Source organism: Dyella sp. (genome assembly GCF_051962475.1).
Taxonomy (GTDB): domain Bacteria; phylum Pseudomonadota; class Gammaproteobacteria; order Xanthomonadales; family Rhodanobacteraceae; genus Dyella_A.
Genome location: NZ_JBQCCF010000006.1, coordinates 1 through 13,499 on the forward strand (window position 1 = coordinate 1; position 13,499 = coordinate 13,499).

11 protein-coding genes are annotated in these 13,499 nt (G+C 68.7%); 6 read left to right on the forward strand and 5 right to left on the reverse strand.

Annotated elements, in window-relative coordinates:
* The 3 genes from ACTHJF_RS00600 to ACTHJF_RS00610 form a co-directional block, all read right to left on the reverse strand.
* On the reverse strand, nucleotides 1–1,748 hold a 1,748-nt coding region (locus ACTHJF_RS00600; protein WP_440265346.1), incomplete at its 3' end, for a cobalamin-dependent protein.
* A gap of 301 nt (nucleotides 1,749–2,049) precedes the next feature.
* Nucleotides 2,050–3,114 carry a hypothetical protein gene (locus tag ACTHJF_RS00605; RefSeq protein WP_440265347.1) on the reverse strand — a complete coding sequence of 355 codons (1,065 nt, stop codon included), beginning with the start codon at nucleotides 3,112–3,114 and terminating at the stop codon, nucleotides 2,050–2,052.
* Between the two features lie 64 nt (nucleotides 3,115–3,178).
* Entirely contained in the window at nucleotides 3,179–4,018 is an 840-nt protein-coding gene (locus ACTHJF_RS00610) for a transporter (RefSeq protein WP_440265348.1), read from the reverse strand.
* Nucleotides 4,019–4,273: 255 nt separating this feature from the next.
* Here ACTHJF_RS00610 and pdxR point away from each other — a divergent pair, with 255 nt between their 5' ends.
* Nucleotides 4,274–5,749 (forward strand): MocR-like pyridoxine biosynthesis transcription factor PdxR, encoded by a 1,476-nt coding sequence (pdxR, locus tag ACTHJF_RS00615; protein ID WP_440265349.1) that lies wholly within the window; start codon nucleotides 4,274–4,276, stop codon nucleotides 5,747–5,749.
* Between the two features lie 21 nt (nucleotides 5,750–5,770).
* Here the strand turns inward: pdxR and ACTHJF_RS00620 are convergent, their stop codons facing one another.
* On the reverse strand, nucleotides 5,771–6,694 hold the full coding sequence (locus ACTHJF_RS00620; protein WP_440265350.1) for an alpha/beta fold hydrolase: 924 nt from the start codon (nucleotides 6,692–6,694) through the stop codon (nucleotides 5,771–5,773).
* Nucleotides 6,695–6,704: 10 nt separating this feature from the next.
* Nucleotides 6,705–7,274, reverse strand: a complete 570-nt coding sequence (locus tag ACTHJF_RS00625) for a TetR/AcrR family transcriptional regulator (protein ID WP_440255504.1) — start codon at nucleotides 7,272–7,274, stop codon at nucleotides 6,705–6,707.
* Nucleotides 7,275–7,417: 143 nt separating this feature from the next.
* Between ACTHJF_RS00625 and ACTHJF_RS00630 the strand changes: the two genes are divergently transcribed.
* The 5 genes from ACTHJF_RS00630 to ACTHJF_RS00650 all read left to right on the forward strand — a co-directional run bounded on the left by ACTHJF_RS00630 (nucleotide 7,418) and on the right by ACTHJF_RS00650 (nucleotide 13,479).
* Nucleotides 7,418–8,215, forward strand: a complete 798-nt coding sequence (locus tag ACTHJF_RS00630; RefSeq protein WP_440265351.1) for a M48 family metallopeptidase — start codon at nucleotides 7,418–7,420, stop codon at nucleotides 8,213–8,215.
* Between the two features lie 108 nt (nucleotides 8,216–8,323).
* On the forward strand, nucleotides 8,324–8,659 hold the full coding sequence (locus tag ACTHJF_RS00635) for a YXWGXW repeat-containing protein (RefSeq protein ID WP_440265352.1): 336 nt from the start codon (nucleotides 8,324–8,326) through the stop codon (nucleotides 8,657–8,659).
* Between the two features lie 211 nt (nucleotides 8,660–8,870).
* Nucleotides 8,871–9,974, forward strand: coding sequence for a Glu/Leu/Phe/Val dehydrogenase dimerization domain-containing protein (locus tag ACTHJF_RS00640; RefSeq protein WP_440265353.1), 1,104 nt, complete (start codon nucleotides 8,871–8,873; stop codon nucleotides 9,972–9,974).
* Nucleotides 9,975–10,070: 96 nt separating this feature from the next.
* Nucleotides 10,071–12,218 carry a YccS family putative transporter gene (yccS, locus tag ACTHJF_RS00645; protein WP_440265354.1) on the forward strand — a complete coding sequence of 716 codons (2,148 nt, stop codon included), beginning with the start codon at nucleotides 10,071–10,073 and terminating at the stop codon, nucleotides 12,216–12,218.
* Between the two features lie 103 nt (nucleotides 12,219–12,321).
* Nucleotides 12,322–13,479: an isovaleryl-CoA dehydrogenase gene (locus ACTHJF_RS00650; RefSeq protein ID WP_440265355.1), complete on the forward strand. Its 1,158-nt coding sequence runs from the start codon at nucleotides 12,322–12,324 to the stop codon at nucleotides 13,477–13,479.
* Nucleotides 13,480–13,499: the final 20 nt, after the last annotated feature.

Below are 13,499 nucleotides of genomic sequence, written 5' to 3' on the forward strand. Positions count from 1 at the left end.
GGATCAACCACAACCATAACACAACAACCCCCCCCGTTGCGGGGGGGGGGGGGGGGGGGGCTGTCCCCCCTCGGAGCTTGCGTGGAGGCGTTCGCTGCGGGCGTACCCTCACCCTCGGTCCCTCTCCCGGAGGGAGAGGGATGCAGAGCGTCGCTGCTGTAGAGATCCAGCGGTTTCGGAAGCTGCTCATCGCCCAGCTCCTTCAGCGCCTCGTAGCAGTGCTGGGCCTTGCTGGCCTGCTCGGCTTGCTTGGCGATGGAGGCGTTGATGCCGCGGCCCTGCTCGGCGATCTCGGCGAGGTAGCGCACGCGGTTGCCGGGAATCAGCACGGTGGCGCGCGGTTCCTTCAGCGAGGTGTCCAGCTGAGGCTGCCAATCGCAACCGGGGGAGGAAAGCAAAAGGGGGTCAGAGTCAGAGTCACTTTTCGACCCCGTGTCCCGATTGCCGTCCGGATTTCCGCCCGAAAGGTGACTCTGACCCCCTTTTGCTTTCTCGCGCATCAGGCGGCACAGGTTAGTGAACATCCAGGTGACGCCCGGGTCGTTGAACTGGCTGGCGATGGTCGGGTAAACCGGCACGTCCTCGTCCTTCATGGCGAAGGCGGTACGGTTGCGCTTCCACTGTTTGCGCACGTCGCGCAAGGCGTCTTCGGCGCCGCGCTTGTCGTACTTGTTGAGCACGATCAGCTCGGCGAAGTCGATCATGTCGATCTTCTCCAGCTGGCTGGCCGCGCCGTATTCGCTGGTCATCACATAGACCGGGAAGTCGACCAGGTCGACGATCTCCGAATCGCTCTGGCCGATGCCGGCAGTTTCCACGATCACCAGGTCGTAGGGCTGGCTCTTGAGGAAGTCGATGCAGTCGTGCAGCACGGTGTTGGTGGCCGCGTGCTGGCGACGCGTGGCCATCGAGCGCATGTAGACGCGGTGCGAGCGCAGCGAGTTCATGCGGATGCGGTCGCCCAGTAGCGCGCCGCCCGAACGGCGACGGGTGGGGTCCACCGCCAGTACGGCGATGCGCATCTTGGGGAACGCCTGCAGGAATCGCAGCAGCAGTTCGTCCACCACGCTGGATTTGCCGGCGCCACCGGTGCCGGTGAGGCCGAGCACCGGGGTGTGCTTGCCGGCGAGCTGCCACTCCTTGCGCAAGCGGCTGAGGTCGGCGTCGGAGAGGCCGCCCTCTTCGATCGCCGAGAGCATGTGGCCGATGCTGATTTCGTTGTCGACGTCGGCCTGCGGCACGCCGCCGCCGTGGCCGCGCGCGTGCTCGGCGGCAGCCTTGCCGGCGCGCGCCATCACGTCTTCGATCATCTCGGTGAGGCCGAGCTTCATGCCGTCGTTGGGGTGGTAGATGCGCTCCACGCCGTAGGCCTGCAGCTCCTTGATCTCTTCCGGCGTGATGGTGCCGCCGCCGCCGCCGAACACGCGGATGTGGCCGGCGCCGCGCTCCTTGAGCATGTCCACCATGTACTTGAAGTACTCCACGTGGCCACCCTGGTAGGACGACAGCGCGATGGCGTCGGCGTCTTCCTGCAGCGCGGCGCGCACCACGTCTTCCACCGAGCGGTTGTGGCCCAGGTGGATCACCTCCGCACCCTGCGCCTGGATGATCCGGCGCATGATGTTGATCGCCGCGTCGTGGCCGTCGAACAGGCTGGCGGCGGTAACGAAGCGCAGCGGGGTGGCTTCGAGCGGGGTGTTCGCTTGCTGCGAATCGCTGGCGGGGACGTGCTTGGCGGGCGAACTCATGGCAACTCCGGACTGCGTGTGCTTGAACCGCCCAATTCTAAAGGGGTTCGCGCACAGACGCTTGCCGCAGCGCACGTACGAAGGCGTACGGCGTAGGTGCACGGCAGCATCCGCGGGTGCGGCGATAGCGCCTGCTCGGAAGCGGATGGATCAGGCTACGGTTGGCGCAGCTCGCGCAGCGACTTTCTGTAACGGGCTGCACCACACGCTTCCGGTGGTTTCCCCGCAAGCCTTGGCCCCTCTCCTCCAGCGGGGAGAGGGAGCAACGTGGCGCGATCGGAAGATGATCGCGCCCGGCGGATCAGCCGCCCCGGCGATCGGTGGAGGCCCAGGTCGACACCCAGGTCTTGCCGCCGTCGGTCGAGACGGACCAATCCTGCTTGCACGATGTCGTGGTGATGTCCGACCAGACGTTGCGGGTCAGCACGGTCTTGCCGTCGACCTCATCCATGCCGACGAAGGTGCCCACGCCACCCTTGAATTCGCCCACCAGCGGCGCGGCGAGCGTGCCGGAGGCGCTGTTGGCGAGGTAGACCCGCCACTGCTGCGTCTTACGGTCGTACAGGCGCAGCGCAAGATCCTCGATGTGATGGCCGTCGGGCCCATCGACTTCGAGTTGGCCGATGTTGGCCCAGTCGTCCCACACGCGATAGACCTCGTGAGTCCCGTTGAGGCCGCTCTTCGCACCAGGCGAGGACAGCGGATGCAGCGCCGCCTGGATGCGGGTCGACCAGCGCCCCATGTTGAAGTCGAAGTCGTGCTCCGGCCCAGTGCCCGGCGTGGTGTGCGTGTCGTAGTCGGGGGCCTTCTTCAGCCGGGTGAGCTGGGCGACGAAGTTGGTGACCCAGGTCTTGCCGCCGTCGAACGAGGAGGCGATCTCGTAGTGGTAGGAATTGGGCGTGATGTTCGACCAGATGTCTTGCTCGAGAACCTTCTTGCCGTCGGACTCGGTCCAGCCGTGGAACACGCCGCGGCCATCCTTGAACTCGCCGTAGGTGGGCGGCTGCATCGTGCCGTCGCCGCTGCCCGCGAACTGCTCGCTCCACTGCCCGGACTCGGGGCTGTAGAGAAACAGCGTCAGGCCCTGGAAGTGGCCGCCCGGGCCGGAGGCTTCGATCTTCTCCAGGTTGGCCTTGCCGTTCCACAGCGGCTGGTCGATCACCGTGCCGGTGAATGTCGTCCACTTGCCGACGCCCGCGGCCGTGACGTCGCGGCTTTTTATCTCGGTCTTCCACGTGCCGAAGTGGAAATCGAAGGCGTGCTGCTGGTCTTCGCCCCTGGCCGTGGCTGCGATCGATGGCGACGGCCACCCGAGCGCCGCCGCGAGCATGAGCAGGCACGCCGGGAAGATCGTTTTTGTATGCATGGTGCTCACCTTCTTGGTTGGAATACCTGCCGGCGTAGAGCGAGTCCCCGCGACCCGACCCGGCTCAGTGCACGTAGTTGATGGCGATCGCTGGCGTTATCGAGCGCGTGACGTTGTGGCCGCCGGGAATCACGCGCACGCCGAGCAACACGCCGATGTTCGGCGTCCAGCTGTATTCGACGGCCGGGGCGTAACCGAACGCTTCGCTGCGCGGCGACGCGAATTGCACCGGCAGGCGCGGCACCGCGGGCAGCGATGCCAGCGGATCATCGACGCCGCGCACGCGGGTGGGATCGTTGCGGCTGTAGGTGAGGTCCAGGGCCAGCACCCAGCGGCGACTCAGGCTGTATTCGAACGAGGTACCCACGTAGACGTTGCCGCCCGGGTACGCCTTGCCGCGGAACGCCGGGCCGGTGCCGTAGCTGCTCACGCCAACCAGATCGGCGTGGCCCGACCACGTGCGGGTGACATTGAGGCGCACACGCAGGATGCGGCCGTTCGGCATCCAGAAGTAGCTCTGCGCGTTCAGGCCCAGCGTGTTCGCCCAGGCGCCGCTGCCCATGCCGTCGGCGGCGCGTGCCAGGCGCTGGTAGCGGCCGGTGGGCACCCCGAGTTGCCACTGCAACGCGATGGTGGGCAGCCAGCTGCCTTCCTGAAAACGCGTGAGGCGGTACTGCGCCTGCAGGATCTGGTCGCCCGCGCCGATGCCGGAGCTGTTCGGGCCGCCGTGCATGGCGGTGTAGCCGATGATGGGGATGGCGCCGACGGTGAGGTTGTCGGTGAGGCCGTAGAGCACGTAGGCGCGCGAGCCGAAGTTGTCGGCGCCATCGGTCATCACGTCGTAGACGTAAGGCTCCACCAGCACGTGGCCGCGCGGCAGGGTTTCGGCGGAATTGGCGAGCATCGGCCCGGTCCACCAGGCGTCGTCGCGCGATTGCCGCGCGGTGGCGGTGTCCTGCGCCGCTACCCCGCTGGCGAGAAGCGCTAACAGGGCGCCCGCCAACCCCATCCGGCCCGGTCGTCGTCGCGCTTTCGTCGCCGCCTGCTGCCTACCCATCCCCACCTCCGCCGGTCACTGAAGGGTGCACCTTAGGCAGCCAAGTGGCTCACTCGAATAGCCACTTGGCTATGATCCTGCATAGCCACTTGGAAGCTCCCCATGAAGCGCGTCGCTGACAGCCTGCTACCCCCGATCGTGCTGGATGGCGCCAGCGGCACGCCGATCTACCGACAGCTCTCGGACTGGCTGCGGCGCGCCATCGTCGACGGCCAGCTGCAACCCGGCCAGCGGCTGCCTTCCACCCGGGCCCTGGCCGGCGAACTGGCGGTGTCGCGGCTGCCGGTGATGAGCGCGTACGAGCAACTCCAGGCCGAGGGTTACCTGGAAACCTTCAACGGCTCGGGCACCTGCGTGGCGGCGTGGATCCCGTTGGGCATGGCCGCGTCGTCGCCTCGCGGACGCGGCAAAACCGCCACAGTCGCGCCATCGCCGGATCGACGTATCGCTGAGCGCGCCGCAGCGATGGCGCCCACCGAACAGAGCTGGCTGGAAAGCCAGGGCGCGTTCCGCATCGGCCTACCGGCGCTGGATGCCTTTCCGCACGACACCTGGGCGCGGCTGCTCAGCCGGCACGCGCACCGGGCCAGCACCGATGCGCTGGTCTACGGCGACGCGCTGGGCTACCTGCCGCTGCGCGAGGCAATTGCCGACTACCTGCGCACGATGCGTGCGGTGCGCGCCGACGCCAGCCAGATCATGATCACCAGCGGTGCGCAGCACGGGCTGCAGATCTGCGCGCACGCCCTGCTCGACCCGGGCGACAGCGCCTGGATGGAAGAGCCGGGCTACCCCGGCGCGCACCAGGCGCTGGCCACCGTGGGCGCGCGGGTGGTGCAGGTGCCGGTGGACGACGACGGCCTGGACGTGGCCGAAGGCATTCACCGCGGCCCGGACGCGCGACTGGTCTACACCACGCCGTCCCACCAGTTTCCGCTGGGCGTGACGATGAGCGCGGCGCGACGCATGCAACTGCTGCAATGGGCGGCGCGCGAGGGGCGATGGATCGTCGAGGACGACTACGACGGCGAATACCGCTTCGGCGGCAAGCCTGTGGCCTCGCTGCAGGGGCTGGATACCGATGCGCGGGTGATCTACGCGGGCACCTTCAGCAAGGTGATGTTTCCGGCGCTAAGGCTGGGCTACCTGGTGCTGCCTAGGGACTTGGTGCCTGCCGTTCGCGCGGTGCGCGACGCACTGGACACCTGCTCGGCCACGCTGCCGCAGCGGGCGATGACCGACTTCATCCGCGAAGGGCATTTCGCCCGACATATCCGCCGCATGCGGGTGCTCTATGCAATCCGACGCGCGGCGCTGCTGGACGCCATAGAGCATCACCTGCCCGGCCGCCTGCAAGTGATCGGCGCCGAGGCCGGCATGCAGCTCACCGCGCTGCTGCCCGACGAGGTCGACGACATCGCGCTGTCGCGGCGGGCGGCCGAGATGGGCGTCTCGATCCGCCCGTTGTCGCCCTGCTATCGCGGGCCGCAGCGCCGCCAGGGAATGATCCTCGGCTACGGCGCGGTGGACGGCCCGGCGATCGACGAAAGCATCCGCCGGCTCAAGCGCTGTCTCTAGGGGCGCGCCTCGTCGCGACGATCAGGCCAAGCCGAACGGCAGGTTCGGCGAGGCCACCACGCGCTCACCCACCGCGGCGCCCGTGGCGAACGCGAGCACCGCATCGATCACCTCCGGCGCCTCCAGCACACGGTGATGACCCAAGCCCTGCGTGGTGAACAGCCGCGCACCGGGCCAGTGGCGGGCGTAGCGCTCGCCTTCGTCCCAGGGCACGTCGGCGTCGTCCAGGTCGTGTACGACCAGGCCGGGCTGGCCCAGCGCGGCGGCATGACGATGCATCTGCAGTTGTTCCACCGGCACGCCGGTGCGCGTCACCAGCCAGTCGTAGAACGGACGGCGCAGGTGCTCGCCCAAGCGCACGAAGCGGAAGTAGCGGCTGGCCGCGGCATCCATGTCCGCTGCGGGCGCGATCAACGCCAGCCGGCGCGCGCGCCACGTGGTGTCCTGAGCCAGCACCAGCGCGGCGCCGCCGAGCGAATGGCCGATGGCGAGCTCTGCCCCGCCGTAGTGACGCCCGACCGCACGCACCGTGTCGGCGAACTCGGGCAGCGTGCAGTAGCGCCCGTCGCTGAGGCCGTGGGCAGGCTGGTCGAAACTCACCACCGCCAGGCCGAGCGCGCGCAACCGCTGCACCCACGGGCGAAAACGCAGACCGAAGCTGGACCAGCCGTGCACCAGCAGCACATACGGCTGCGTGGCCGGATCGCCCCAGACATAGGTGGCGATGCTGACGCCGTCGACCACGAGCCGCTCCTGACGCATGGATGGATCGGCCTCGGCCGCCCGCGCCCGCGCGCGGCTGCTGGCAAACGGCGTGGCGAACAGACGGGCGGCGCGCTCCACCGTGCGCCGCGGCGCCAGGCGTCCGCCGAGCGCAAAGCCGGTGCGCAGGGTGGCGAGCTTGAGGCGCATGGCAAGACTGGCGCGATGGGGGACTGATGACATGGGGGGCTCCTCAGGCTTGCCAGCTGCGCCACAGGCGCTCGAAGGCGGCATCGGCGCGCGCGCTGGCGGGCTCGAAGCCGAACAGGCCCGCGTCGTGGTGCAGGCCGAGAATCAGTGCGTAGATCTCGAAGGCGATCTGCTCGGGATCGGCATCGGCACGGAAGTGGCCTGCGTCGACCGCCAGCTGCGCGGCCTTGGCGAGTACCTCGCGCCACTGCGATTGCTGGCGCACCACGCCGTCGTGCAGCGCGCCTTCGCGACCGTCGTACTCGCTGACGGCCGACAACAGCACGCAGCCTTCGGCGTGCGCGCACGACCAGTCGAACCAGCGCCGCACGATCGCGCGAAGGCGCGGCAGGCCGCGCGGTTCGCGCAACGCCGGCACCATCACCGCGGCGGCGAAGCGCTGCGCGCCGGCGTCGAGCACGGCCAGTTGCAGGTCTTCGCGGGAGCCGAAGTGAGCGAACACGCCGCTCTTTGACATGCCCACGTCGGCGGCCAGATTGCCGATGGACAAGCCTTCCAGCCCGTCGCGGGTAGCCAGCGCATAGGCATGGTCGAGGATGAGTTCGCGCGTCATGGCGCGCTTGGTGGGTGCAGGTGTGGCCGACATGGGCGAAAAATAGCACGACCGTTCGTTCTTTTTCCAGCAGCCGCTACACGAGCCACCGACGCCGACGGCGACTATCCTGAACGCCTTGCCATCCACAGGGAGTTCCTGCCATGCGCGCTGCCCTTGCCGCCACCGCCCTTGCCGCCGCCGTCCTGGCCGGTTGCGTGACCTCGCCCACCGGCCGCTCGCAGTTGATGATCGTGTCCGATGCGCAGATGAGCCAGATGGGCATCACCGCCTTCAATGACATGCGCAAGCAGGGCAAGTTTGTCGACGCCCCGCGCCAGCGCGCCTACGCCACCTGCGTGGCCAACGCGCTGATCGCCCAGTTGCCGCCGCCGTGGAACGCCAATCAGTGGGAAGTGCAGATCGTCGGCGACGACACCGCCAACGCCTTCGCCCTGCCCGGCGGGCGCATCGGCGTGAACCAGGGCATGTTCAAGGTGGCCACCAACCAGGATCAGCTCGCCGTGGTGCTGGGTCACGAGCTCGCCCACGTGGTGGCGCGCCACGGCGCCGAGCGCGTGTCGGACAACTACGCGGCGCAGGCGGCAGTGGCGGCCGGCACCATCTACGCCGGCACCCGCGGCACCAACGCCGGCTATGCGGCCGCCGCGCTGGGCCTGGGCGCGGAAGTGGGCATCCTGCTGCCGTTCTCGCGCACGCAGGAAAGCGAAGCGGACGTGCTCGGCCAGCGCTACATGGCGCAGGCCGGCTTCGATCCGCGCGCCGCGGTGACGCTGTGGCAGAAGATGGGCGCGCAGGGTGGCAGCAAGCCGCCAGCGTTCCTGTCCACGCATCCTTCCAGCGGCAAGCGCGCGCAGGTGCTCGATCAACAGGCGCAGCAACTGTTGCCGGTATGGCAGAAGGCGCGCGCCGGCAATCACGCACCGAACTGCCGCCTGTAGCGGCACCCGACCGTCGCCTGAATACGGCGGGCGGCGGGTGTCAACACCGCCGCCACCCGCTCGTTTTTCCCCGGGCAGCCGCGATTCGCGGCGAAGACGGAGGACACCATGATCACGACGACCCGCAAGCTCGCCCTGCTCGCCGCTCTGGCGGTGGCCGCCACCACAGGTGCCAGCTATGCCCCGCCGGCCAGCGCCGCCCAGGTATCGGTGGGCATTTCGGTGGGCGTGCCCCCGCCGCCGCCGCGCTACGTGCGGGTGCCGCCGCCGCGCCGCGGCTATGTGTGGGCGCCGGGCTACTGGCGCTGGGAGCCGCATGCCCGTCGCCATGTGTGGGTGGGCGGTTACTGGGTGCGAACCCGCCCGGGCTACCGCTACGTACCGGAGCACTGGGTGCATCACGGACGGCACTGGCGCTTCGAGCGCGGCCATTGGGTGCGATGACCTGACCCACCCCGGTTGCTGCGCCGCGGCAGCAACCGCCCGGGGGACGTACTAAACTGCCGGCCCCAAACCAAGCCCCAGCCCCCGCTGGGGCTTTGATTTTCAAGCCGTTGGCTTTTGTTTCCGCCGGAGAGGGTCGCGCGCTGCGGCTCTGTCCCACCCCGTGCGGCCGCCTTCCCCGGGCGCCGTCAAACCTGGAGTCACCGTTCGCATGATCTTTGAAACCATCGCCCAGACGGATCACGAGGAAGTCGTGTTCTGCCAGAACAAGGACGCCGGCCTGAAGGCCATCGTCGCGATCCACAACACGGTGCTTGGCCCCGCCCTGGGCGGCCTGCGCATGTGGCCGTACAAGACCGAGGCCGAAGCGGTGAACGACGTGCTGCGACTGTCGCGCGGCATGACCTACAAGAACGCGGTGGCCGGCCTCAACCTGGGCGGCGGCAAGGCGGTGATCATCGGCGACCCGAGCAAGGACAAGTCCGAGGCGCTGTTCCGCGCGTTCGGCCGCTTCGTCAACTCGCTGGGCGGGCGCTACATCACCGCCGAGGACGTCGGCATCGACGTCAACGACATGGAATACGTGTTCCGCGAAACCGAGTACGTCACCGGCGTGCACCAGGTGCATGGCGGTTCGGGCGATCCGTCGCCGTTCACTGCGTTCGGCACGCTGCAGGGCCTGATGGCTGCGCTGCAGTTCAAGCACGGCAACGAGGACGTGGGCAAGTACAGCTACGCCGTGCAGGGCGCCGGCCACGTCGGCATGGAGTTCATCAAGCTGCTGCGCGAGCAGGGCGCCAAGGTGTTCGTCACCGACATCAACAAGGAACTGGTACAGCGCGCGGTGGACGAGCTGGGCTGCGAGGCGGTGGGCCTGGACGAGATCTACGATGTCGACGCCGACGTGTATTCGCCGTGCGCGCTGGGCGGCACGCTCAACGAGAAGACCATCGACCGCATCAAGGCGAAGATCATCTGCGGCGCGGCCAACAACCAGCTGGCCACCAACGCTATCGGCGACGAGCTGACCCGCCGCGGCGTGCTCTATGCGCCGGACTACGCAGTGAACGCCGGTGGCGTGATGAACATCTCGCTGGAGATCGACGGCTACAACCGCGAGCGCGCGATGCGCATGATGCGGCAGATCTACTACAACCTGGGCCGCATCTTCGAGATCAGCAAGACCGAGGGCGTGCCGACCTACCAGGCGGCCGATCGCCTCGCCGAAGAGCGCATTGCGCTGATCGGCAAGATCAAGCTGCCGCACATGGGCAACGGTGGCACCCGCTTCCAGGGCCGCATGCGCGGCCAGTAAGCGCACCCACCACTGCACCAGAAAAACGCCGGCCTCGTGCCGGCGTTTTTTATGCGCTGCAGCAAACACGGTGTCGGCCGAAGTATCCTCGCGTGGATGCCTGCCGCCGCCGCTCTCGTCCACACCTGGCGCCGCTTCCGCGGCTCGGACCGCTACGCCGAATGCGTGCGCGTGTTCCTGGCGCTGGGCGGCATCGTGGCGTGGTGCCTGGCACGCGGCGAGCGAGCCGCGGTAATCCCCGCCCTGCTCGGCGCCATCGCCTGCGCACTGGCGGAGACCGAGGACCACTGGCGCAACCGGCTGGGGACGCTGCTGGTCACGCTCGGCTGCTTTGCCGCTGCCTCGATCGCGGTGGAATGGCTGCTGCCCTCGCCGTGGCTGTTCGCGCTCGGGCTGCCTCTGGCTACCTTCGCGCTGGTCATGCTCGGCGCGGTCAGCGGACGCTACGCCACCATCGCCGGCGCCACGCTGATCCTGTCGGTGTACACGATGATCGGCGTCGATGCGGCAGCGGGCACCCGGTTCGATCCGCTGCGCGAACCGCTCCTGCTGCTGGCCGGCGCCGCCTGGTACGGCGTGCTATCGCTGCTGTGGAGCGCGCTGGCACCGCAGCAGGCGCTGCGGCTGGCGCTGGCCCGGCTGTTCGATGCACTGGCCGACTACCTCGATGCCAAGGCGGCGCTGTTCGCGCCGGTGCACGGGGTGGATCGCGATGCGCTGCAGCTGGCGCTGGCCATGCGCAACGAGCGCGTGGTGCAGGCGCTCAACGCCACCCGGCTGGTGCTGGTGGATCGCATCGGCACGCGTCGCCCGCGCGGCGGCACGGCAGCGCGGCTGCAGCTGTACTTCATGGCGCAGGACATCCACGAACGCGCCAGCTCCACCCATCATCCGTACGACGCGCTGGCCGAGGCGCTGTTCCACTCCGACGTGCTGTTTCGCTGCGCCCACCAGTTGCGGCTGCAGGCCACGGGATGCCGCGCGCGTGCCGAGTCTCTGCGACTGCGCACGCCGCTGTCGCACGATCCGCAGCCGGGCGCCGCGCTGCGCGACCTGCGCGAGGCGATCGACGTCGTCACGCAGCACCCGCGGCACGCGCCGGAGGCGGACATCACCCGCTCGCTCGATGCGCTCGTGCGCAACCTGGCGGCCATCCAGGCGCTGCTGGACGAGGACGCAGGCGCGCCCAACGCCGAACGAGCCGCCGGCGCCCTGCAGGATCCCGGTCCGCAGTCGCTGGCGCAGGCATGGGCGCGCATCCGTATCCAGCTCACCCCGCGCTCGATGCATTTCCGCCACGCGGTGCGGCTGTCGCTGGCGCTGCTGGCCGGCTACGGCGTGCTGCTCGCGCTGCATCCGCGCCATGGCTACTGGATTCTTCTGACTACCCTGCTGGTGTGCCAGCCCAGCTATGGCGCCACGCAGCGCCTGCTGCTGCAGCGCGTGGTCGGCACCGTGCTCGGCTTACTGGCCGGCTGGGCGACGCTGAAGCTCGCGCCGTTCGGGCTGGCGCAGATGGCGCTGATCGTGCTCACCGGCGTGGCTTTCTTCGCCGCGCGTCAGCGCCGCTACACGCTGGCGACGGCGTCGATCACGCTGTTCGTGATGTTGTGCTTCAACCAGATCGGCAGCGGCGACGCGGTGATGTGGCCGCGCCTGCTCGACACCCTGCTCGGCGCCGGCATCGCCGCGCTGGCGATCTATACGGTACTGCCGGAATGGCGCGGCCGGCGCCTCGATCGCGTGCTGGCCGAGGCGATGCGCAGCGACGCGCGCTACCTCGCGCAGATCCTCGACCAGTACGCCAGCGGCAAGCGCGACGACCTGCCCTACCGTATCGCCCGACGCGACGCCCACAACGCCGACGCTGCGCTCAGTGGCCTGCTTGCGGACATGCTGCGCGAACCCGATCGCATGCCGGCCAGCCGCGAGGCGATGCTGCGCTTTCTCACCGACGCGCACGCGCTGCTGGGGCAGCTGTCGTCGCTGGGCGCACATCGGCCCGTGACGCCGCAGGCGACCGCGGGCTCGATCCACCACGAAGGCGAACGGGTGGTGGCCGCGCTGGATGGCTTTGCCGATGCGCTTGACGGCCATGCCTCGACGGCACGCGATGTCGCAGGCGCCTGCGAAGCGGTGACCGAGGCGGACGACACCACGCGCTTCGTGCTGGGCCAGTTGGCCCGGGTGATGGCGTTGCATCAGCGTTTGCGCGCGCATGCGCAGGCGCTGAGCGAAGGTTGATCGCCGCTGGCCGATGGCCGCCGCGTTGTGCGTCGCGCCAAGGCCGGATGCACCGCGCGCGCTACCATGGATCGGTTTTCCACCTGCCATGGAGTTGCACCGCATGCGTCCGTTCCCCCTCGGCGAAGACCTCGACCTGCTGCGCGAGACCGTGCACGCCTTCGCGGAAAAGGAGATCGCGCCGCGCGCCGATCACATCGATCGCAACAACGCGTTTCCGGATGACTTGTGGCGCAAGTTCGGCGAGCTCGGCCTGCTCGGCGTCACCGTACCGGGCGAATACGGCGGCAGCGACATGGGTTACCTGGCGCACATGGTGGCGATGGAGGAGATCTCCCGCGCCTCCGGCTCGGTCGGCCTGTCCTACGGCGCGCACTCCAACCTCTGCGTCAACAACATCTTCCACAACGGCAACGAAGCGCAGCGCCGGAAATACGTGCCCAAGCTGTGCTCGGGCGAGTACGTCGGCGCGCTGGCGATGAGCGAGCCGGGCGCCGGCTCCGACGTGGTCGGCTCGATGAGCTGCCGCGCCGAGAAGCTGGGCGACGTGTGGGTGGCTAACGGCTCGAAGATGTGGATCACCAACGGACCGGACGCCGACGTGCTGCTGGTGTACATGCGCACGGCGCCGCGCGCCGCCGGCAGCCGCTGCATGACCGCCTTCATCGTCGAGAAGGGCATGAAGGGTTTCTCCACGGCGCAGAAGCTCGACAAGCTCGGCATGCGCGGCTCCAATACCTGCGAGCTGGTGTTCGAGGATTGCGAGATTCCCGAGGAGAACATCGTCGGCGAGGTCAACGAGGGCGTGCGCGTGCTGATGAGCGGCCTGGACACCGAGCGACTGGTGCTTTCCGGCGGCCCGATCGGCCTGATGCAGGCGGCGATGGACCTCACCCTGCCCTACGTGCGCGAGCGCAAGCAGTTCAACGCGCCGATCGGCACCTTCGGCATGATGCAGGCCAAGGTGGCCGACATGTACACCGCGCTGCAGTCCTCGCGCGGCTTCGCCTACATGGTGGCGCAGCAGTTCGACTCAGGCGTGAAGTCGCGCATCGACCCGGCCGCCTGCCTGCTCAACGCCTCCACCAACGCGGTGAAGGTGGCGCTGGAGGCGATCCAGGCGCTGGGCGGCAACGGCTACATCAACGAGTTCCCGGCTGGCCGCCTGCTGCGTGACGCCAAGCTGTACGAGATCGGCGCCGGCACCAACGAGATCCGTCGCATGCTGATCGGCCGCGAGCTGTTCCACGGCAAGAGCTGATCGGTCACCTCGCTTCGCCA

Excerpts from the sequence above, each read along its gene's own strand:
- yccS (WP_440265354.1), top strand. The coding sequence starts at position 10,071 with ATGCCTGCCGCCGCCGCTCTCGTCCACACCTGGCGCCGCTTCCGCGGC.
- ACTHJF_RS00625 (WP_440255504.1), bottom strand. The coding sequence starts at position 7,274 with ATGACGCGCGAACTCATCCTCGACCATGCCTATGCGCTGGCTACCCGC.
- ACTHJF_RS00630 (WP_440265351.1), top strand. The coding sequence starts at position 7,418 with ATGCGCGCTGCCCTTGCCGCCACCGCCCTTGCCGCCGCCGTCCTGGCC.
- ACTHJF_RS00610 (WP_440265348.1), bottom strand. The coding sequence starts at position 4,018 with ATGCTCGCCAATTCCGCCGAAACCCTGCCGCGCGGCCACGTGCTGGTG.
- ACTHJF_RS00605 (WP_440265347.1), bottom strand. The coding sequence starts at position 3,114 with ATGCATACAAAAACGATCTTCCCGGCGTGCCTGCTCATGCTCGCGGCG.
- ACTHJF_RS00640 (WP_440265353.1), top strand. The coding sequence starts at position 8,871 with ATGATCTTTGAAACCATCGCCCAGACGGATCACGAGGAAGTCGTGTTC.
- ACTHJF_RS00650 (WP_440265355.1), top strand. The coding sequence starts at position 12,322 with ATGCGTCCGTTCCCCCTCGGCGAAGACCTCGACCTGCTGCGCGAGACC.
- pdxR (WP_440265349.1), top strand. The coding sequence starts at position 4,274 with ATGAAGCGCGTCGCTGACAGCCTGCTACCCCCGATCGTGCTGGATGGC.
- ACTHJF_RS00620 (WP_440265350.1), bottom strand. The coding sequence starts at position 6,694 with ATGTCATCAGTCCCCCATCGCGCCAGTCTTGCCATGCGCCTCAAGCTC.
- ACTHJF_RS00635 (WP_440265352.1), top strand. The coding sequence starts at position 8,324 with ATGATCACGACGACCCGCAAGCTCGCCCTGCTCGCCGCTCTGGCGGTG.